We start from the raw sequence: 20,781 nt of genomic DNA, 5'->3' as shown, positions 1-20,781 counted from the left end.
GTATTAGGCAGGTTTGTTGCAGCTATTAAGGTCTTCCAGGATTTGCAGACGAAAGAGATAAGACATTGTATCAGGCAAACCGATCGATCACCTGATCTTTATATTTTAACCCAATGGGCAGGCTGGCCCCGGCTATCACCAGCTGATTTCCCTCTATATACAGGATAGAACTAACCGCAACAATATAGGATTTATGAATCCTGAGGAACAGGTTGGATGGCAAACTTTCCTCTATACTTTTCAGGGTTTCACCGGTGATGATCACCTTCCCATTTTTCAGGAATATTTTCAGATAATCCCCGATAGAATTCATATAAGTTACATCTTCAAAATTGAGTTTGTGGATCCGTTTATCTGCCTTTACTGTAAAATACCCCTGTGCTGCCGCTGAGCGGCTTTCCAGTTCTATTTTGTGCCGTACTTTATTGACAGCAAGCAAAAAGCGTTCGAATGAAAACGGCTTTAGCAGGTAGTCCACGGCATTCAGTTCAAAACCTTCTACCGCATGCTGCGGATAGGCAGTCGTAAAGATTATGTCCGGTGCTTTGGGAAGTGATTTAAGCAGGTTAATGCCGGAGAGTCCAGGCATTTTAATATCCAGGAATAAGAGTTGGATATTGCCCTCCTGCTGAAGGGCCTCCAGTGCTTCGATGGCATTATTACATTTCCGCACGAGCTCTATTAAGGGGAACTCTTTGATGTAGGATTCGATTACATCATGTGCGAGTGTTTCGTCATCTATTATGAGGCATCTGATTTTCATAAAATATCTATGCTGAGTTGTACAGTGTATAAGGTGGCTTCGTCTTTGATTTCCAGGCGGTGATTCCCGGGATATAAGAGGTCTAATCTCCGCTTTACATTATCCAGTCCCAGTCCTTTAAAATCAAGTGGTTCGGGATCGTCCAGCTCTCCTTTATCATTAACTACATGGAAGCGAAGCAAATGTCCTGTCATTGCTAACTGGATCTGTATAAAAGATCCCCCGTGCTTGAATGCATTCTCCACAAATACAATAAACATAAAGGGAGCTACCTTGTATAGTGCCGGATCTCCTGTTATTTCAAAACTTAGCTGCATACTCCCGGCATTGCGTAATTGCTGTAATGCAATATAGTTTTTCAGGTAACTGATTTCATTTTCCAGGGGCACATAATCAGCATCTGTTTCGTAAATCATATACCGCATTACTTCCGCCAGTTTAAGGATGGAAGCCGGTAACTGGGTGTCTTTTTTCAGCGATAAAGCATAAATGCTATTCAGGCTGTTAAAAAGGAAATGGGGATTGATCTGGGTTTTTAGGAACTTCAGTTCTGTTTCTGATTTTTCATTTTGCAGGCGGACGAGCATAAACCATCCCCTGGAAAGTTTGATCAGGGTAGTAAGCCCCAGATAGATCAGGGCAAACAAAAATAGCTCGGGAAAATTATAGTAAGCAATAAAATAGTAGCTGGGTACCAGGTAGTCAATCACTACATTGAAAAGGAAGGTATTCAGGCCGGCGCTTATGCACATCAAGGTTACCAGGGACAAGAGATAGTATACATACTTTTCCTTCCTTAATATGAAAGGAACCAGGAGTCCCAGGTTGATATACACCGCTATCAGCAGGGGAATGTGAAATGCTGCTGTATAGATAAAATCGATCTTTTCCGGCGGGCCGGGAGAAAAGAAGATCAGCAGGCAGTAATAAGACAGGCTCCAGAACAGGATATGTTGCAGGATCCTGTTCCGGGATAGGCTACGGAAGAACAGGATATGTTGCAGGATCCTGTTCCGGGATAGGCCACGGGAGAACAGGGTATTCTGTAGGAGTCTGTTCCGGGATAGGCCGCGGGAGAACAGGGTATTCTGTAGGAGTCTGTTCCGGGATAGGCTACGGGAGAACAGGGTATTCTGTAGGAACCTGTTCCGGGATAGGCTACGGGAGAACAGGGTATTCTGTAGGAGTCTGTTCCGGGATAGACCACGGGAGAACAGGGTATTCTGTAGGAGTCTGTTCCGGAACAGGCTCCTTAAAACAGGTGTCGTCTTATGCTTCAGGACCTCCATTTAGTGTTTGAATTTTACCGGGTCCTTGAAAAAGTCTTTATTGTCTGCAAACTTGACTATGAACTTTTGTAACTCTTCTGTGCTGGCCGTAATCACATTCTCAAACTCCAAAGATTCATGTTTGATCCTGATCTTATTTTTATTCAGCAGTTCATAAATCAATTCTGAATTCAGGGAGCACATTTCAAATCCATTGTTCTCAATCTTAATTTTTGCATAGGAATGCACCGGCAGGTAATGATTCTTCAGGAGTTCATTCTTTTCATGCAGGTCTAAGGGAAACAGGTCTACGAAGAAGTGATCGCCCAGTTTTACCAGGTTGAACATAAACTCGGCTTTTGCACCATTTTCGGTATAGGTGAGGAGGTAGCTGTTTTTGTTGATCAGGGAGCTTTGAAAGATATCCTTTTCCTTTCCTTCTTTAGGTTCCTTGAATTGGGAATGCTGGCTCTCCAACAGGTTTTGCAGGTTCCAGGTCTCGTTAGGATCGCTGGTATGCCAGGTGCCCAGGAGGCGTTTATCGAATACCAGGTCTTTGCCGGTATATAAAGGGTGTAAGGAGGCGATGCAGCCCTGGAAAAAGAGCATTGCCAGGGAAAGGATTGTAAGTGGGAAGAACCAGGTCGTTTTCATGTGGCAAAAATTTAAGTTAGTGATATTCTTTAGGTAAAGGAAACACGAACCGAAATTTTTGGGAAATAATACCGATCAACGTTGTAAAATACAGGGTCAACTTGTAAAAAAAAGAGATGTAAAAGGAAGTGATGTAAAAAAAGGAAGCGATGTAAAAAACGGAAGGCTGGCCATTTGGCCAGCCTTCCGAAAGACTTTCGTGTCGTAGCTTAGATTATGCACCTTTTTTAGGAGTTGCAGCAGGCTTGTGAGCTTTGTGAACTTTAGCAGTATCAGCAGCTGGTTTTTCAGTTTTTGCTTTTTCTTTCTTAGCTGGTTTTTCAGCTGGAGTCTGTGCAAAAGTTACAGCGCTAACACTCATTGCTACGGCAGCTACAATAAGACTTTTCTTGATGTTCATGATCTTTGTTTTTAAATAATTTTGAATTGTTTGTTTGTAGTTTCTGACGTAAAAGTACAGCCTATACGGTGCCTTGTCGGGTCGGTTTCGGTGAATGAGGTCGAAGTGTCGTTGAAAAAGGAAAATCGGGTGGTAACATGTTCATATTGTTACAACAGTTGTCCGAAGCCGAACACTTTTCCTGTAAAGGATATTACCAATTAACTGTGAATCAGTTGGTTGTGGTTTTGGCCTAGTTCGTGCTTCTTACCAGGCATTATTTTTCACCTAACTATGATTATTAATTCCATTAAAGTTGCCTGGCGCAACCTGTCTTACAACAGGCTTTTTAGCGCTCTGAATATCTTTGGTCTGGCTATGGGCCTTACTATTGCTATTTTGCTCTCCCTATACATCATCCAGGAGCGGTCTTTCGATGCTATTCCTAACCAGGACCGTACTTTCAGGTACCTGGCTCATGTCAGCTTCGATGGTACCAAAAGCACCTGGTCGGGTGTTCCTAACCAGGTAGGTCCAACCGTGCAGGAACACATTCCCGAGGTGGAATTGTCCGCCCGTACTGTGCTCAATGACTTCGGGGAAAATGCCAACTTCGGAATCGGGGAGACTACCGTGACCTTTATTGCTATCATCTGTGGATTGATCCTGGCGATGCCGTTATTCAATTCATTGTCCGGGAAGACATTGATGTATGAGCTTTTGTCATTGCGCTATTGACGGTATCAACACAGGCGATCAGGGCGGCGGTGGCCAACCCGGTTCATTCATTGAGGAGTGAGTAGAGTTGTAAATGCCGGATAACAAAACAGGAACGATAAACAAGAATAGCTTAGCCGGGGTAAGAACTTTTGACTATTAAAAAGCACCTTTCGAATTCTTGCTGAAAAGAAAATGAATCCTTTCAAAGAAAATGAATTCTTTCAAAAAGTAATTTGAATCCTTTCAAAAAGAAATTTGATTCCTTTTAAAAAAATCCTTTCAAAAAGAAAATTCGAATCCCTTCTAAAGGAAAAATACACATTTTTTTACAATAGAATGGCCATGGTTTCTTCCATGGCTTTCAAACTCAGTTCGCGAAGGGTAGCAAACTTTTCTGCTACCAGCGCGGGCTGATACTGGCTGGCTTCCAGGGATTCCAGTGGTTCCAGGATGGGATATAAGATGCCATCGAGCCCGATAAAGGAGATGGTCGTTTTCAGATTATGTGCGGTACTCCGGATGGCCGCAAGATCTTCTGCCTGGATAGCTTTTTTGAGTGCTCCCAGATCTTCAGGTAATTGGGTAACGAATTGTTGCAGCATAGCATGCTCAAATTCCGTGTCTCCCTTGCTTAAGGTCTTCAGATATTGCAATTGCACGAGCGGCCCCTCATGAGGCTGTAAATGGCCATTGCCGGCATGCGTATCAGGTGGGCTGATTTTCCCGGTAAAGATTTCGATCAGTCTGAATAATTCCTCTTCCCTGATGGGTTTGGAGAGGTATTCATTCATCCCTGCCTGCAGGCATTTTTCTCTTTCACCCGCCATGGCATGAGCTGTCATGGCGATGATGGGAATATTGGAATGCAGTTCCTGTCTTATTTTGCGGGCGGCGGTATAGCCATCCATTTCCGGCATCTGGATGTCCATCAGCACCATATCGTAGTGAGCTTTGCTGAGGGCGTTCAGTACGTCCTGGCCATTTGTGACCAGGTGGTAATGCAGCTGGCGGTTGCCCAGCAGGTGCCGCAGCAGGTCCTGGTTCATTTTATTGTCTTCTGCCACCAGGAGTTTTACATCAGCGTGGAGGGCAGAGAGGATGTGATCATTTGTGTTTTCACCGTTTTCGGGCAGGAGTTCGCCGATGGCATAGGGCAGTTCTACCATAAAGGTGCTGCCTTTGCCGGGTTCACTTTCTACGGTGAGTGCCCCATGCTGGAGTTCTACCAGTTGTTTGACGATGGTAAGACCCAGGCCGGTGCCACCGTATTTACGGGTGGTATCGGCTTCTGCCTGGTTGAAGCGGTCGAAGATAGCGGGTAGTTTATCGGGAGCGATGCCGATCCCGGTATCACTTACGGCCAGCGATATACGTACGGTATGTTCATTTTCGCCAAGTTTATTGACCATGATATTGACATGACCCTGGTTGGTGAATTTGATTGCGTTGTTGGTAAGGTTGACCAGGACCTGGGTGAGTCTTACCACATCGCCGTACAGGATATCGGGTACATTGTCATCGATGGCGACGTTGAAGGCGAGTTTTTTCTCTTCGGCTTTGAGGCGGAACATGGTCTGGACTGCGTGGAGTACGCCCCGCAGGCTGAACGAGACCGGTTCCAGGCGCATCATGCCGGATTCTATTTTCGAGATATCTAGGATATCGTTGATGATTTCTAACAGGTTTTCGCCGGCATTTTCGATGGCGGCGACATATTCCCTGGCTTTTTCATTCAGGGGTTGTTGTTGGAGCAGGTGTGTGAATCCGAGGACCGAGTTCATGGGTGTCCGGATTTCGTGGCTCATGTTGGCGAGGAACTGGTCTTTGATGGCAGCAAGTTTCTTTTCCTGCTGTTGCGATTTGTCCAGGGCTTCAATGAGTTGTTCCTGTTTATGGATGCGGGTGGTGATATACAGGAAAGCGAGCAGGCTGCTGATGCAGGCAAAGATCATCATGATCGAGCCCCAGTTCTGGGCGCGTTGTCCGCTGGTGTCAATGAGTCGTACGGTTCGGTTTACTTCTGTTTGCCTGGTACTGTCCAGCTGGTGCAGGATGACCCCGATGGCATCGCCCAGGCGTTTCCCTTTCTGCGCGTTGATGAGTCGTTCGGCAGACCATTTGCCATGGGTATAAAAGGAGTCGAGGACGGTGACGTTGAAATGATTTTTTTCTTCTACCAGGTAGTTCAGCTGGGTCAGCAGTTTTTCAGTGCTGTCGCTCATGACCAGCTTATTAATTTCGTTGAGGTCGGCTTTTATAAGGGCTACGTCGGCTTCTATGCCGGTGATATTAAGGGTGTCCTGGGAGATGACGGTACCTCTTACTTTACTATCTGTTTTAGCAATACTGGTCTGAAGTTTTTGCAGCTCATTTTTTACGTTCAGTTCATTCAGCAGCTGTTCATTTCCTGAGATCAGCTTGCGGATGTTCTGCGAGGAATTGAACTGGAGTACTATAAACAGGATCATCCCTGATATAAACACGCCGAGTAAATAGTATTTCAGATGTTTAGGCTGCATATAACGTTGATGATACAAGTTACAATTTTTCTTCACAAACGATCGCTTCTGCCTTGGGCAGAAGCGATCGTTTTGTAAAGATGTCCATTAAAAAACTATTTGGTAGCTGGAGCTGGCTTAGCTGCAGTACCTGCTGCTTTTTTGTAATGATGTTTCTTGTGATGTTTTTTAGGGGCTTTCTTTTCAGTTGGAGCCTGTTCTGTTTTAACTGTTTTTGCAGCTTTAACGGTATTGTTTGCGAAAGTGGCGGTACCTACCAGCATCAGGGCAGCGGCCATCAGCATTGCTATCTTTTTCATGACAGTTGTTTTTAGTATTTGTGATCAATTTGTTTGATGACCTAAAGGTACATCCCTGATCTTCAGGTGTCTGGTCGATTTGGGTTAACAGGCATTAGTGGTCGTTCAAAAAGGAAAAACTGTCGGTGGGGATTTTTTCTCAGGGGGAGTGGGGAAACAAAAGCAGCTGCCGGCCGGATAGTGATTGATTGGAAGTGCCTTCCGGCGGGCAGCTGCGTATTTATAGCAGGTTTAATTTGCTATTTAAGACCGAGCGATAGGCATCTGCCACCGGCACTGCATTCTTATGTATAATGATAGTACCGTCTTCAATCGATTCTATTTTATCGAGTGCTACGATATAAGACCTGTGCACCCGCATAAACCTGCCGGCGGGCAGTTTCTCTTCCACAGCTTTGAGCGTGGTGTGGATAGCATGGAACTTCTGCACGGTATGTAGTTTTACATAATCGCCCATTGCCTCCAGATATAAGATCTCGTCTATGCGGATTCTTTTGAGCACTCCATTGTCACGGATAAAGACAAATTCACTGTCTGTGCTCTGTACTTCCTGCGCGGTGCTTTCACAGATCTCCTTCGCCTTATCGATGGCCTGGATAAAGCGCGCGGGACTCACTGGTTTAATCAGGTAGTCTGCAACGTTCAGCTCAAAGGCTTCTACAGCATAATCTTTTTTGACGGTGGTAAAGATAATGACAGGACCTTTTTTCCCCAGGTTGCGGGTTAGTTCCAGTCCACTCATTCCCGGCATTTCGATGTCGAGGAGGAGCAGGTCTACTTTTTCTTTTTGCAGTACATTATAGGCTTCGAGCGCACTGGCACATTCGCCCAGTACATGCAGTTGTTCAACGTGGCTGGCCAATTGTTTCATTGCCGTGCGGGCCAGCTTATTGTCGTCTACAATAAGGCAGTTCATGCCGCAAATATAAGGGCTTTCAGGACTACGGACGCGCCTTTTGCATATTATAATTTGCTTAAAACCTGTTAAGACCTTATTAAAATTAAAATGTAATAAATATCTTGCATGTTCTAAACCGGGTCTCAATTGAAACAGCTGCCAAGGCTCATCCTTATATTATCATGCATACTCTTCCCGTTCGTTTACGGAGGAGTGGCCGGGGATCATGCATCCCCGAAGGGGCAGCCGCAGCTACTCAGTTATAAGACTCCACAGCATTTTCACACCTATTGTGGTAAAACTCATTTCAGGGCAAGGGCTGTCAACAAGTTCAATTTACGTAACCGTGGACTTGTAGATTATAATGAATATTTCCTGACTGTTTCCAGTATCAGGATTAAGCCGCTGTTCGTATACATTCATCCCCAATATAAAGGATATACTGAATCTATCATCAGCGTATCGAACTCGCTTAGCGACTGGCGGGGGCCACCGGTGGCATAATTTCCATATAACTCAATTTCCGTAATTACTTATTTACGCGCTGTTACAGCGCACTAACATTTCGCGCAGTTATGTATCTGAACATTACTGTAAAGCGATGTGCGGTTTTGCTATGCCTGTTGGCAGGCATAAGTGCGCATAGCTTTGCACAAACTTTACAATTGAAGCAGGCAATCGATATGACCCTGCAGCATTATCCTACACTGAAGGCAAAGAATACCCTCGCCAATGCTGCGGCCGCACATACGACCGATGTCAATCACGAGTGGTATCCAAACCTGAAACTGGTGGAAGAAGCGACTATAGGCTCCGATAATGGCGTGTATGGCTCTTACTTCCCCATGAGCATCATTCCTTCTACTTCCGGCGGGATCCGGGCGGCCAACAATTCACAGGCTGTAGCCGGCAATATCGGCATGGCACAATTGCAATGGGAAGTTTACAATTTTGGCCTGTACAAGGTGCGTAAGGATGAAGCCAGGCAACAACAACTGGTAGCCGGTGCAGATGCCGGCATCACGGCCAATGACCTTACCGTTTCTGTAATCCAGGATTACCTGTCTATGCTGGAATATTATAACCTGATGCGTATCCAGGCGGACAATATAGAACGTACTAAATCAGTATCCCAGGCGGTCACCAGCATTGTACTGCATGGGTTGAAACCAGGGGTAGATAGTGCAATTGCAGCGGCAGAATTGTCAAAAGCCCGGTTGAACTATATCGATTTCCAGAATGGATATAACAAGGTGCGCATGCACCTCGCAAGTCTTACAGGCCTGGATAGTACAGCGATTGTACCGGATACACTTTATGATCAAGGGCTTCGCCAGGTATTACTGGCACAGTCTGATACCGCGACTGTAGAGCAGACACATCCTGCATTGATGTATTACAATGCCCTGCTCGCCTCGGCTAAGAAACATGAACAGGTGATCCGTAAAACGGCGATGCCAAAGGTGATGCTGCTGGCAGCCGGTTGGGCCAGGGGTTCCAGTATCAACAGCAATGACGAATACCAGCATTTAGAGACAGGCTTTGGCTACAGCCGTTACAATTACCTGGCGGGTGTAGGGATCACCTATAATGTGGCGGACATCTTTCATACCAGAGACAGGATGAGGGAGCAATATGTACGTACAAGGGCTGCGGCTAACCAGCTGGAATCGTCTCATACTTTGCTGGACAACCAGCTGAATCAGGCCAGGGTGAACATTCATACGGCGGTAGACAAGCTGAATGAAATGCCGGCACAGCTGAATGCTGCGAGAGCGGCGGCTGCACAAAAGATGGCTTTGTATAAGGGTGGGTTGACGAACATCATTGATGTGACGAATGCATTGTATGTATTGAACCGGGCAGAGAATGACCTGATTCAGACCCGGCATGATGCGTGGCAATCACTGTTTATGGAGGCATTTGCTACGAATACGATCCAGACATTGGTGCAGCAGCTGGAAGCGACGCGTGGGCAGTTATAAAGGGGAAGCAGGAGATAATTCATGAGCGTCTAACCGCTGAATAAACATCTACGCGTTGAGTTACATCTGGTAGTTGAATAACATCTACGCGTTGAGTAACATCTGGTAGTTGAATAAACATCTACGCGTTGAGTAAACATCTGGTCGTTGACCAATATGTACGCGTTGAGTAAACATCTGGTCGTTGACCAATATGTACGCGTTGAGTAAACATCTTTTCGTTGAACAACATCTACCCGTTGAATAAACACCTGGTCGTTGAACAACATCATTAGAAGAGATACATCCATTCTCTGAACTTAAAATAATTCTATGTCATTAGTCTCTACTGCCTTAAAAAAGCCAATCTCGGTTGTCGTACTGACACTGGGCGTGTTCCTTTTTTCTATACTGGCAGTTATTAATATACCCATCGATATTTTCCCGAAGCTAAACCAGCCGACTATCTATGTGATAGAACCATATGGAGGTATGTCTGCCCAGCAGATGGAAGGTTTCTTTGCTACCCGCTTACAGGACCAGTTCCTGTATGTGAATGGGATCAAAAATATCAGTAGTAAGAACATTCAGGGTCTCACCATGATCAAGCTTACCTTCTATGAAGGTACTGACATGGGGGAGGCCTCTGCACAGGTAGCGCTGCAGGTAAGCCGTGCGATGAACTTCTTTCCTCCGGGTGCTGCGCCGCCACAGGTGATTCGCTTTGATGCATCTTCATTACCGGTAGGTGAACTGGTATTTAGTTCCCAGACACGCCCACTGAAAGATATCTATGATATGGCGACGACCCGTATCAGGCCGATGTTTGCCACTGTACCGGGATTGTCTGCCTCTCCGCCATTTGGTGCAAATGCACGTTCAGTAGTGGTGAATGTGAACCCGGACAGGCTGCGTAGTTTTAACCTGAGTGCTGATCAGGTAGTGGAAGCCATTGCACGCAACAATGCCATGAGTCCATCCGGGAACATTCGTATCAACAATAAGATGTTTCTTACTACGATCAACTCACTGGAAGAACAGGTAACTGACTTTGGTAATATTCCTGTAACTACGAATGGTAATGCGACGGTGTTTGTGAAGGATATTGCGACTGTATCTGACGGCGCGGATGTGACGGTAGACTATGCGCTGGTAAACGGAAAGCGTTCGGTTTATATGCCGGTGGTGAAGACACCGGATGCATCTACCTGGGAGGTAGTGAAACAGCTGAAGGCGAAGTTGCCCGAGATGCAGAATTTATTGCCGGAAGATACCAGGATCACTTATGAATTTGACCAGTCGGTTGCCGTGATCAATGCTGTGAAAGGCTTAATGACGGAGGGGATCCTGGGGGCCGTGCTGACAGGTCTGATGGTGTTGCTCTTCCTGCGTGATGTAAGGAGTTGTCTTGTCGTGGTGATCACTATACCGATAGCCATTTTATCTGCCGTATTTGGGCTCTACTTATCGGGGCAGACGATCAACCTGATGACATTGTCCGGGTTGGCACTGGCCATCGGGGTGCTTGTGGATCAGGCCACGGTAACGATTGAGAATATCCACCAGCACCTGGAGATGGGGAAACCCAAGCGGCAGGCGATTTATGAAGCTTGTGAAGAGATTGCGTTTCCCTTGTTGCTCATCCTCCTGTGTATCCTTGCCGTGTTTGCGCCATCCTTCATTATGTCAGGCGTGCCGAAAGCGATGTTCCTGCCATTATCATTATCTATTGGTTTTGCAATGATCGCTTCTTTCTTTACTGCACAGACACTTGTACCGGTTATATCCAACTGGTGGCTGAAGGCGGAGAAGTACCAGCATGCGCATGCTGGACTGGCCTTGGATAAGGAAGAGGTGAAAGAGGTGAATGATCATATGGAAGAGCAGCAGGTGCATCCTGAAAAACTGAGTGGCTTTGAGAAATTCAAAGCCTGGTTTATGCGGGTGCTGGAAGGGCTCGGAAGGCGCTCTTCGCTGGTGATCACCTTGTACCTGATTATTGCATTTGGGGCAGCAGGTACGGCGTATGTGGTGATTGGGAAGGACCTGATGCCGCATCTTAATGTGGGGCAGTTCCAGTTACGCCTGAAAGAGCCGGATGGTACGCGGTTGGAAAGGACGGAGGAGAAGGTACACCAGGTATTGCAGCTGATCGATCAGGCGACGGACAATAATGTTGAAATCAGTTCTGCTTATGTAGGTCTGATTCCGAGTAGTTACGGCTCGAGTAACCTGTATGTATTCAATGCGGGTACGCACGAGGCAGTGTTGCAGGTGAACCTGAATGAGGATTATAAGGTGAATATTGATGAACTGAAGGATAAGTTGCGTGATATGATTCATGAGAAATATCCGCAGCTACGTGTGTCTTTTGAGCCTATTGATATGACAGAGAAGATTATGGCGCAGGGAGCTTCTACGCCTATCGAGGTGAGAGTAGCGGGGAAAGATATGCAGCAGATTCAGAAGTATGCGACGACGCTGACGAATCGCCTGAAGGAGCTTTCATTTTTACGTGATGTGCAGATTGTACAGCCCTTGCATTACCCGGTGATCAGGATCAATGTAGACAGGTTCAAGGTAGCGCAGATGGGATTGAATGTGTACCAGGTAGCGCGTTCGGTGACGGCTTCAACATCCAGTAGCCGTTTTTCGGAAAAGAACCAGTGGCTGGATGAGAAAGGGGCTTACACTTACCAGGTGCAGGTACAGATCCCCGAGTATAGTATGCAGGCGATCAGTGACCTGCAGGAGATTCCGCTGGTGAAGGGGCAGGCAAGGCCGGTGTTGGGGGATGTGGCGAGTTTTAGTACGAGTGAGGTACCTGGAGAGTATGATCGTTCGGGACCGCGTCGTTACCTGACGGTGAGTGCGAATATTTCCAATATCGATTTAGGGGCTGCAACGAAAGCAGTGCAGCATGAGATTGATGAGATGGGGACACCGCCACGTGGTTTGATAGCAAAGGTGCAGGGTAGTTCAAGTTTGCTGACGGAAACATTGGATGGTTTGCAGAATGGTTTGATGCTGGCGGTGATGGTGATTTTCCTGTTGCTGGCGGCGAATTACCAGTCATTCCGACTGAGTTTTGTGGTATTGGTGACGGTGCCTGCGGTAATAGCGGGTGCACTGCTGATGTTGTTGCTGACGGGGTCTACGCTGAATCTGCAATCATATATGGGAATGATTATGTCAACGGGGGTATCGGTGGCGAATGCGATTTTGATTGTGACGAATGCGGAGAAACTGCGTATTGATTACAGGGATGCGTATAAGGCGGGTATTGTGAGTGCGGGTATTCGTCTGCGACCGATATTGATGACGAGTCTGGCGATGATAGCGGGGATGATCCCGATGGCATCGGGCATGGGTGAATCGGGTGATCAGACGGCACCTTTGGGCAGGGCGGTGATTGGAGGATTGATTGCTTCTACGGTTGCGGCGCTGTTTATATTGCCATTGGTGTATGCAAGGATGCAGCGGAAGGTGACGTTTGATCCGGTTTCGCTGATGCCGGAAGATGAGGTGGCTGCGGAGCATTAGGGTTTTATTTATGAAACCCTGGTTCTGGGAATTCAATCCTGTACCAGGGATTTTGATGCCGGGACAATTTACTATTACTGAACTTTTAACTATCAATCATTAACATGAATAATCAACATAGACTCGTCATTATATGTACGGCAGTGAGCATGCTGGCAGCATGCCGCGAGGCTTCTTCGAAAAAGAAGAAAGAAGAAAAACACCACGGCAGTCAATATACTTTTTCAACGGTGGTACAAGAGCCATTATCGTCCAGTATCCAGTTGCCAGCCGTACTGGATGCTTACCAGAAGGTGAGTATTTATCCGCGTGCAAACGGCTTTGTGAAAAATGTATTGGTAGACAGGGGATCGGTGGTGAGGAAAGGACAGATGTTGCTGGAACTGGATGCACCGGAGGTGATCCAGCAATATTATGCAGCACAGGCGAAATGGCTGCAGGCGAAGGCAGATTATGCAGCGTCTAAGGATAATTACGAACGTACTGTGGCAGTAAGTGCTACACCTGGTACCATTTCTCCCCATGACCTGGAAGTGTCGAATGCAAAGATGCTGGCGGATAGTGCAATTATGAACAGCCAGCTGGCGAATTTCAGGGCATTGGAAGCGACCCGGAGTTACCTGCAGGTGACAGCGCCGTTTGATGGCGTGATCACTGAGCGTAATGTACACCCGGGGGCGCTGGTAGGGCCCACAACGAATATAGATGGCAGGCCCATGCTGATGCTGGAGCAGGAGGATCGTTTGCGTCTTATTGTGCAGGTGCCGGAGATTTATAGTGCGCAACTGGGGGATGCACAAAAGGTATCATTCAGGGTGAATGCTTTGCCGGGTAAGGAGTTTACGGGTACGATCAGCCGTCAGGCGGGATCATTGAATGACCGTTTCCGTTCAGAGGCAGTAGAGGTGGATGTGTTCAATCCCGGGCATACGCTGAAACCGGGCATGTATGCGGAGATTACGATTCCGGTGAGTGGTAGCCGACAGGCCATGGTGGTGCCGGCTACGGCGATTGTGACATCGACGGAGAAGAAGTATGTGATAGCGGTGAGGAGTGGAATTACGCATTGGGTAGATGTGCAGGAGGGAAATCATCATAATGATTCAACGGAAGTGTTTGGTTCATTGCAGGCGGGGGATAAGGTGATAGCGCCGGCAACGGATGATATAAAGGAGAATGTGAGTATTGAGTAGGAGGCTCATCGGGCGATGGATTTTTGAGAATGGAAATTATAAGTGATTGGAGGTTTTTAGGAGTGCTGGTTTGGGAAAAATGGAAGTATTCAGTGAAAAGAGATGTAAAGTTGGTTGGACGTATTTAATGGTTCGGAATTGGTAAAATGGAGGTATTCAGTGAACGGAGGTATCAGTTGATTGGATGTATGCAGTAGTTAATTTTTACCAAAATAAATTGGCATCAGGCAGCATTTTTGTAATACTATCTCCAAAAGGTGTATTATGAAAAAATCAACAAACCTGAAAAGAACAATAAAAGCCGTCAAGAGAGAAAACGTGGAAGTCGCGCCAAAAGTAAAGCCGACTGCAAAAAAGGATTACGACGACGATCAGAACAAAATGCTGGAAGGCTATGATGAAAGTGAATATGATCAGAAAGACATCGCCGATGAGAAAAGAAAAAAGGGGGCCTGACAGTGGCTCCCTTTTGTTTTTTGAATTATTGGCGGATTTGAAACGACTAATTGAATGCCTGAATCAGTTACCAGGAAAGAACACGATACTCACGCCCACAGACTTCGTATCGGGATTGTAGGTAGGCATGGCAATAGGATGCATACTATTTTTTCCCTCTCTTCCATCTTTCTTCGCAAAAGCTCTTTCCATCTTAGGGAATACCCAATAGGCTGCCTTGGTACTCAGGATACCCAAACCAGCCCCTGCAATCACATCACTCAGCCAGTGGCGGTTGTTATACATACGCAGCACACCGGTAGCAGTAGCCATGGCATATCCATAGACCCCATACCATGGACTTACATCCTTGTATTCCTGGCGCATGAATTCAGCACCCATGAAAGACGTGGCGGTATGGCCTGAAGGGAAGGAGTTGAAAGTACTTCCATCCGGGCGCTGCCTGTGAGAAAGTGTCTTCACACCACCTACAGTTCCCATCATTACTAATGATGAAATACCAAGGATGATGGTACGGTCGCGGAAATTGTGTGCACCATGGATGCCCATAGCATTCAGGGCGTACACACTTAATGCGGGTGCATAGCGGGTGTAATTATCTATTTTGGTATGGAAGGTCGCATTATCTTCCATGATCTCGTTCTTGGTACTATGATCAAGATTACGTAGCGGACCGTATTCGAAAGTAGCAAGGCCATAACCAAGCATAGCAGCAGGAACCACTACACTGGCAATTGTACATTCGTATTTTTTGTTTCCCTTGAAGAGCTTTAAAAAGGAGCTATCCTTTTTAATCATTGCTACTCCCGAATCGGCTGGCAGCTGCTGGGCGCAAACCCCGCTTACTATTACGAACGGCAATAACAGTTGTAGGTATAAAGAGTTTAATCTCATCCAATACAGATTATCGGTAGTAACATAATGTTGTGCATATACTACAAAACAAAAAAAACATTCTGTAGAGATTCTGAAGGTAAATAATATTTTATTTAGATAGATCAAACGTTTGTAGGAGCCTGGGTTTTAAACAAACGTTTGAATGGAAAGATGCCGTGGCCGGCTTTTTGGATACAATTGAATTTTTATTTTGTATATTCGCATCAATACCAGGAAATGGTGTCTTCCTGCACAAGAACTGTCCCTTATTCTTAGGGTCTGATGGCGCCTACAAATAGTAAGTATATTTCTGCTCATACAAGCGGGCAGTTCTGTTTATATATTTGTAGGAACATGTTGAAATTTAACAAATCTTTAGAACAATTTACGATTGCCTGCCAGCTGGTTCGCTGGACTGTTATTATTATCCCTGTCGCGCTGGTAGTCGGCTCGCTGGTAGCATTATTTCTCTGGCTACTGGACTATGTCACGCATTTCCGCTGGGAACATCCTTGGTTATTGTATTTGCTGCCTATAGCAGGGATTGGTATTTATTTCCTTTATAACAAGTTGGGCGGTACTTCGGAGAAAGGCAACAACCTCATTATGGATGAGATTCATGAGCCAGGCGGCGGCGTGCCTGCCAGGATGGCTCCACTTGTGCTGCTGACTACTATTCTCACACATTTGTTTGGCGGCTCAGCGGGTCGCGAAGGAACTGCGGTACAAATAGGGGGCAGTATGGCAGGATTGCTGGGCAGGTGGATGCGTTTATCGCCAGGGGATGTAAGGATCCTTTTAATGACGGGGATTGCAGCGGGGTTTGGGGCGGTATTTGGTACGCCACTTACAGGTACTGTTTTCGCGCTGGAGGTGCTGGCAATTGGGGTGATCAGGTACGATGCATTAGTGCCATGTTTGATTGCAGCTGTATTTGCTGATTGGGTATGTAGTGCCTGGGGTATTCATCATACGCATTACCAGATTTTATTTTCACCGGATACCCCGTTTGATTATTTGCTGCTCGCGAAAGTAATTGTGGCGGGCATTGCATTTGGTTTAGCGGGTTTTTTATTTTCCACCTGCATGCACCAGATCAAAAAATACAGCAAGCAGTTCATTCGTCCGGCATGGTTGATTCCTGTGGTGGGTGGCTTGATCATTATTGCCTTTTGCCGGGTCCTGGGCACAGAGGATTACACTGGTTTGGGTGTACTGAGCAAGGACCCCGGTGGGGTGAGCATTGTGAATGCATTTAAAGACATAGAGATATCCAGGTGGGCATGGTTGTGGAAGTTATTGTTTACAGCTATCACACTGGCGATGGGCTTTAAGGGAGGAGAGGTGACACCCCTGTTTTTCATTGGTGCGGCATTAGGCCATACCATAGCGGTATTGGTGGGAGCGCCGGTAGACCTCTTTGCGGGCATAGGTTTTATCGCGGTGTTTGCAGGTGCCACGAATACACCGATAGCCTGTACATTGATGGGGGTGGAGTTGTTTGGAACAAGCAACGTGTTGTATTTTGCGGTAGCGTGTTTTACGGCATATTATTTCAGTGGGCATTCCGGCATTTATAGTGCCCAGCGTTTAGGAGTTTCAAAGAAATGGGAATAAGGCCAGAGCCGGCAGAGTTTTTGTTGCACATTGTCATCTAAAATCAAGATATGAAAGCCATTACAATTCCCCAATTTAAAGCAAGCCCTGAATTAACAGAACAACCTAAGCCGGCAGTTAAGACTGGCAGTATGCTGGTACGGATTGTAGCCGCAGGGATCAATCCTTTTGATGCCAAAATGATTGATGGGATCCTGGATGGACAAATGCCGCATCATTTCCCCATGATACCGGGTGTAGATGCAGCAGGGGTGGTGGAAGAAACTGGTGAAGGTGTGACGCAGTTTAAAACAGGGGATCACATCTATGGTCAGTTCCTGCATGCGCCGGTAGGCGAAGGTACATTTGCAGAATATGTAGTGGTGCCTGAAAAAGCAGCATTATCTCTCGCGCCTAAAAATATTCCTCTCAAGCAGGCTGCAGCCATACCAACTGCGGGAATGACTGCTTTGCAAATGATTGAGAAATCCGGGTTGAAGCATGAGTCAATTCTGCTGGTAGTAGGTGCTACAGGTGGTGTAGGTTCTTTCCTGATTCAGCTGGCAGCCATGCAGGGAATTTATGTAATTGCTACGGTGAGTGATGACCAGGGAGCGAGTAGGGTGAGTGAATTCGGCGCGAAAGAAACCATTAATTATAAAAAATTGAATGTAGCGGATATTATCAGGAATAAGTATCCTGATGGTGTGGATGGATTGATTGATATGGTGAGTAGCCCGGATGCATTTAAAGTGCTTACGCAATATGTGAAGAAGGGTGGTGTTGCATTGACAACAGCCTTTGTAGCCGATGAAGAGGATTTAAAAAAGAAAGGATTGCAGGGAGGAAATTTTGAATTGAAAGGGAACCGGACCTTGTTGGATACGCTTTCGGATGCGGTGGATAATGGAGCGCTGAAGGTGCCGGTGGAGCGGGAGATTACGTTGGAAGAAACACCGGCTGCATTAGCAGAAATTAAGAAATTGAATAGTAAAGGAAAGACAATTGTGGTATTGTAATTAAAGGCTTACAACAATAATGTTAAAGAATTTATAAAGGTTTACAGCAGTACTATTAACGAATTAAAAGGATATTTCAGCAATAATATTAATGAATATATAAAGGACCTTTCAGTAATATTATTAGCAAATTTATCATTAAAGCAAAGCAATGCTGTTGCACTAACTTCAACGACTAATTGAGCCGGCCGCTGACCTGCGGCCGGCTTCATTCAACCCATTAAAAATAAATTCCGTACCTTTGCCCCGTCTGTCGCATCCCCATACTTACATTTTAACTTGCTTCACTTAGCATAACCCGGGGCTCTCATCTATTTGACATGTTGTGACAGGTTTCAATTTCCCGTACTATTCAGGTGCGTTTTTTGATGTGTGGAATTCCATACCGCGATTGGCATTTTATTATAGCATCGATTTTTTGACTAAAACTGTATTATGAGTAAAACCATTATTGTATCGAACAGGCTACCGGTAAAGATCACTGAGAAGGATGGCGAATATGTGTTGAATCCGAGTGAAGGCGGTTTGGCTACAGGGCTGGGGTCCATTTACAGGCAAGGCTACAACATCTGGATTGGATGGCCCGGCGTGGACGTAAACGAAGCCGCACAGGGGCAGATCAAACAACAACTGGGCACTATGAACCTCATGCCGGTGTACCTGACCCAGGATGAAATCAATAACTATTACGAAGGATTCTCGAACGAAGTACTGTGGCCGGTTTTCCACTATATGTCCGTATATGCCCGCTATGAACAGGTTTATTGGGATTACTATTACCAGGTGAATACAAAATTCAGGGACGCTGTTTTAGAAGTGGCGGAACCCGGCGATGTGATCTGGATTCACGATTACCAGTTATTGCTCTTACCGGGCATGATCCGTGCTGCTGCGCCGGATGTAGCCATTGGTTATTTCCAGCATATTCCTTTTCCATCATTTGAATTATTCCGTTTGATTCCATGGCGTGTTGAATTGCTTGAAGGTATGCTGGGTGCAGACTTACTGGGCTTTCATACTTTTGATGATAGTCATCATTTCCTCAATGCAGTAACGCGTTTGCTGCCACTGAATGCAAATGCGAATGTGGTGACTGTGAATGACCGTGCAGTAGTAGCGGAGACCTTTCCCATGGGGATTGACAACAATAAATTCGAATTGTTATCACAGGATCCGGAGGTGATCAAACAGGTAGAGAGTCTGCGCGAGAATTTCCAGGGTACACACATGGTTTTGTCTATTGACAGACTTGATTACAGCAAGGGTATTATTCAACGTTTGCAGGCCTTTGAATTATTCCTGCAACTGTACCCGGAATATATTGAGAAAGTAGTACTGTATATGATCGTAGTGCCATCGAGAGATTCCGTGGCACAATACAAGGAACTGAGAGATGCTATTGATATGCTGGCAGGGGGCATCAATGCCCGCTTCCGTACGTTGAACTGGCATCCTATTAATTATTTTTATCGCAGTTTTCCGGTGGAGACATTGTCTGCTTTGTACAGCTTTGCAGACGTAGGACTGGTGACACCTATGCGCGATGGTATGAACCTCGTGAGCAAGGAATATGTGGCCAGCCGGAAGGATAGCAATGGTGTACTGATCCTGAGTGAAATGGCTGGTGCCAGCAAGGAACTCATTGATGCACTCATTGTGAACCCCAACAATATCGGTGCGATCGCGCGCGCCATCCATGAAGCATTGAATATGCCGGAGGGTGAGCAAAGAAGACGAATGAAACAGATGCAGCAGATTGTATCTAAGTTTAACATTTCACATTGGGTAAAATTATTTATGGCAAGATTACAGGAAGTGAAACAGCTGCAGCAGTCTATGCTGGCGAGAAGAATGAGCCTGGAAATGCAGGTGCATGTTAGAAAAAGTTATAAAGATGCGAAGGAAAGAGCGATCTTCCTTGACTACGATGGTACACTGGTTGGATTCCAGACCAACATCGATTTAGCTTCGCCGGACCAGGACCTGATCCAGTTGCTGTCGGAGCTCACAGCAGATCCGTTGAACCGGGTGGTCATGGTGAGTGGTCGTAAATACCAGACATTAGAAGAATGGCTGGGACATCTGAAACTCGATCTCATAGCAGAACATGGCGCGTTCCATAAAAAGCATGGAGAAGAGTGGCAGCAATTGCCGGGATTAACGGATCAGTGGAAAGCGGATATTGCGCCTATCCTGGAGACATTTACCGATCGTACGCCGGGTTCATTTATCGAAGAGAAGAGTTTTTCACTGGTATGGCATTATCGCAAGGCGGAAGCAGGTTTGGGTGAATTGCGTGCGAATGAGCTGATGAATACACTGCGTTATTTTGCGGCGGATAAAGGCTTACAATTATTGCCCGGAGATAAGGTGATCGAGGTGAAGAACGTGGAGATCAATAAAGGAAAGGCTACCTTGTCATGGTTGCAGAATAAGCATTATGACTTTACCCTGGCAATTGGAGACGATCATACGGATGAGGATATTTTTAAAGCATTGCCACACGATGCCGTGACAATAAAGGTGGGCAGCCAGTTGTCGGCAGCGCGGTTTTATTTGAGGAATCATCGGGAGGTGCGGGCGTTTTTGAAATCTTTGATTTTGGTATAAAAATATTGTTCCCCATACGGCGAA

General features: G+C 46.1%; 17 protein-coding genes and 1 riboswitch. Of the genes, 9 read left to right on the top strand and 8 right to left on the bottom strand.

The annotated features are described in order from the left end of the window. Positions 1–70 precede the first annotated feature (70 nt). The 4 genes from DXN04_RS20515 to DXN04_RS20500 all read right to left on the bottom strand — a co-directional run bounded on the left by DXN04_RS20515 (position 71) and on the right by DXN04_RS20500 (position 3,085). Positions 71–763 carry a LytR/AlgR family response regulator transcription factor gene (locus tag DXN04_RS20515; RefSeq protein WP_116855258.1) on the bottom strand — a complete coding sequence of 231 codons (693 nt, stop codon included), beginning with the start codon at positions 761–763 and terminating at the stop codon, positions 71–73. Continuing rightward, positions 760–2,052 (bottom strand): sensor histidine kinase, encoded by a 1,293-nt coding sequence (locus tag DXN04_RS20510; protein ID WP_116855257.1) that lies wholly within the window; start codon positions 2,050–2,052, stop codon positions 760–762. The genes DXN04_RS20515 and DXN04_RS20510 overlap by 4 nt, the downstream gene beginning before the upstream one ends. Then, a complete protein-coding gene (locus DXN04_RS20505) occupies positions 2,053–2,685 on the bottom strand; it encodes a hypothetical protein (protein WP_116855256.1) in 633 nt (210 codons plus the stop codon). It lies immediately after the preceding gene. A gap of 214 nt (positions 2,686–2,899) precedes the next feature. After that, positions 2,900–3,085: a hypothetical protein gene (locus tag DXN04_RS20500; RefSeq protein WP_116855255.1), complete on the bottom strand. Its 186-nt coding sequence runs from the start codon at positions 3,083–3,085 to the stop codon at positions 2,900–2,902. 273 nt (positions 3,086–3,358) lie between these two features. Here DXN04_RS20500 and DXN04_RS20495 point away from each other — a divergent pair, with 273 nt between their 5' ends. Then, positions 3,359–3,802 carry a hypothetical protein gene (locus tag DXN04_RS20495; RefSeq protein ID WP_116855254.1) on the top strand — a complete coding sequence of 148 codons (444 nt, stop codon included), beginning with the start codon at positions 3,359–3,361 and terminating at the stop codon, positions 3,800–3,802. Between the two features lie 308 nt (positions 3,803–4,110). On the opposite strand, the gene DXN04_RS20490 is transcribed toward DXN04_RS20495, so the two are convergent. From DXN04_RS20490 to DXN04_RS20480, 3 genes are all read right to left on the bottom strand, one after another. Next, positions 4,111–6,303: a hybrid sensor histidine kinase/response regulator gene (locus DXN04_RS20490; RefSeq protein ID WP_116855253.1), complete on the bottom strand. Its 2,193-nt coding sequence runs from the start codon at positions 6,301–6,303 to the stop codon at positions 4,111–4,113. Between the two features lie 95 nt (positions 6,304–6,398). Beyond that, entirely contained in the window at positions 6,399–6,602 is a 204-nt protein-coding gene (locus DXN04_RS20485) for a hypothetical protein (protein WP_116855252.1), read from the bottom strand. Between the two features lie 220 nt (positions 6,603–6,822). Then, the gene (locus tag DXN04_RS20480) at positions 6,823–7,518 is read right to left on the bottom strand and encodes a LytR/AlgR family response regulator transcription factor (protein ID WP_116855251.1); all 696 of its coding nucleotides are present in this window, start codon (positions 7,516–7,518) and stop codon (positions 6,823–6,825) included. A gap of 129 nt (positions 7,519–7,647) precedes the next feature. On the opposite strand from DXN04_RS20480, the gene DXN04_RS34600 reads away from it, so the two are divergent. From DXN04_RS34600 to DXN04_RS20460, 5 genes are all read left to right on the top strand, one after another. Then, positions 7,648–8,004, top strand: coding sequence for a hypothetical protein (locus tag DXN04_RS34600; RefSeq protein ID WP_147320007.1), 357 nt, complete (start codon positions 7,648–7,650; stop codon positions 8,002–8,004). A gap of 71 nt (positions 8,005–8,075) precedes the next feature. Next, positions 8,076–9,485, top strand: coding sequence for a TolC family protein (locus DXN04_RS20475; RefSeq protein WP_116855250.1), 1,410 nt, complete (start codon positions 8,076–8,078; stop codon positions 9,483–9,485). A 312-nt stretch (positions 9,486–9,797) separates the two neighbouring features. Then, the gene (locus DXN04_RS20470) at positions 9,798–13,007 is read left to right on the top strand and encodes an efflux RND transporter permease subunit (protein ID WP_116855249.1); all 3,210 of its coding nucleotides are present in this window, start codon (positions 9,798–9,800) and stop codon (positions 13,005–13,007) included. A 104-nt stretch (positions 13,008–13,111) separates the two neighbouring features. After that, positions 13,112–14,200 carry an efflux RND transporter periplasmic adaptor subunit gene (locus DXN04_RS20465; protein WP_116855248.1) on the top strand — a complete coding sequence of 363 codons (1,089 nt, stop codon included), beginning with the start codon at positions 13,112–13,114 and terminating at the stop codon, positions 14,198–14,200. 264 nt (positions 14,201–14,464) lie between these two features. Beyond that, a complete protein-coding gene (locus tag DXN04_RS20460; protein WP_116855247.1) occupies positions 14,465–14,656 on the top strand; it encodes a hypothetical protein in 192 nt (63 codons plus the stop codon). 63 nt (positions 14,657–14,719) lie between these two features. Here the strand turns inward: DXN04_RS20460 and DXN04_RS20455 are convergent, their stop codons facing one another. Then, positions 14,720–15,550, bottom strand: coding sequence for a phosphatase PAP2 family protein (locus DXN04_RS20455; protein ID WP_116855246.1), 831 nt, complete (start codon positions 15,548–15,550; stop codon positions 14,720–14,722). A gap of 206 nt (positions 15,551–15,756) precedes the next feature. Further along, a riboswitch (Fluoride riboswitch) is annotated at positions 15,757–15,831 on the top strand. A 55-nt stretch (positions 15,832–15,886) separates the two neighbouring features. Here DXN04_RS20455 and DXN04_RS20450 point away from each other — a divergent pair. The 3 genes from DXN04_RS20450 (at position 15,887) to DXN04_RS20440 (ending at position 20,757) form a co-directional block, all read left to right on the top strand. After that, positions 15,887–17,149 (top strand): voltage-gated chloride channel family protein, encoded by a 1,263-nt coding sequence (locus DXN04_RS20450; protein WP_116855245.1) that lies wholly within the window; start codon positions 15,887–15,889, stop codon positions 17,147–17,149. A 50-nt stretch (positions 17,150–17,199) separates the two neighbouring features. Then, positions 17,200–18,147 (top strand): NADP-dependent oxidoreductase, encoded by a 948-nt coding sequence (locus DXN04_RS20445; protein ID WP_116855244.1) that lies wholly within the window; start codon positions 17,200–17,202, stop codon positions 18,145–18,147. Between the two features lie 435 nt (positions 18,148–18,582). Beyond that, positions 18,583–20,757, top strand: a complete 2,175-nt coding sequence (locus DXN04_RS20440; RefSeq protein WP_116855243.1) for a bifunctional alpha,alpha-trehalose-phosphate synthase (UDP-forming)/trehalose-phosphatase — start codon at positions 18,583–18,585, stop codon at positions 20,755–20,757. The last annotated feature ends 24 nt before the right edge of the window (positions 20,758–20,781 follow it).

The organism is Chitinophaga silvisoli (genome assembly GCF_003412465.1).
In the GTDB taxonomy this organism is placed as follows: Bacteria; Bacteroidota; Bacteroidia; order Chitinophagales; family Chitinophagaceae; genus Chitinophaga; species Chitinophaga silvisoli.
Note: the sequence above shows the minus strand (reverse complement) of the source record. Positions and strands in the feature narration are given on the sequence as shown.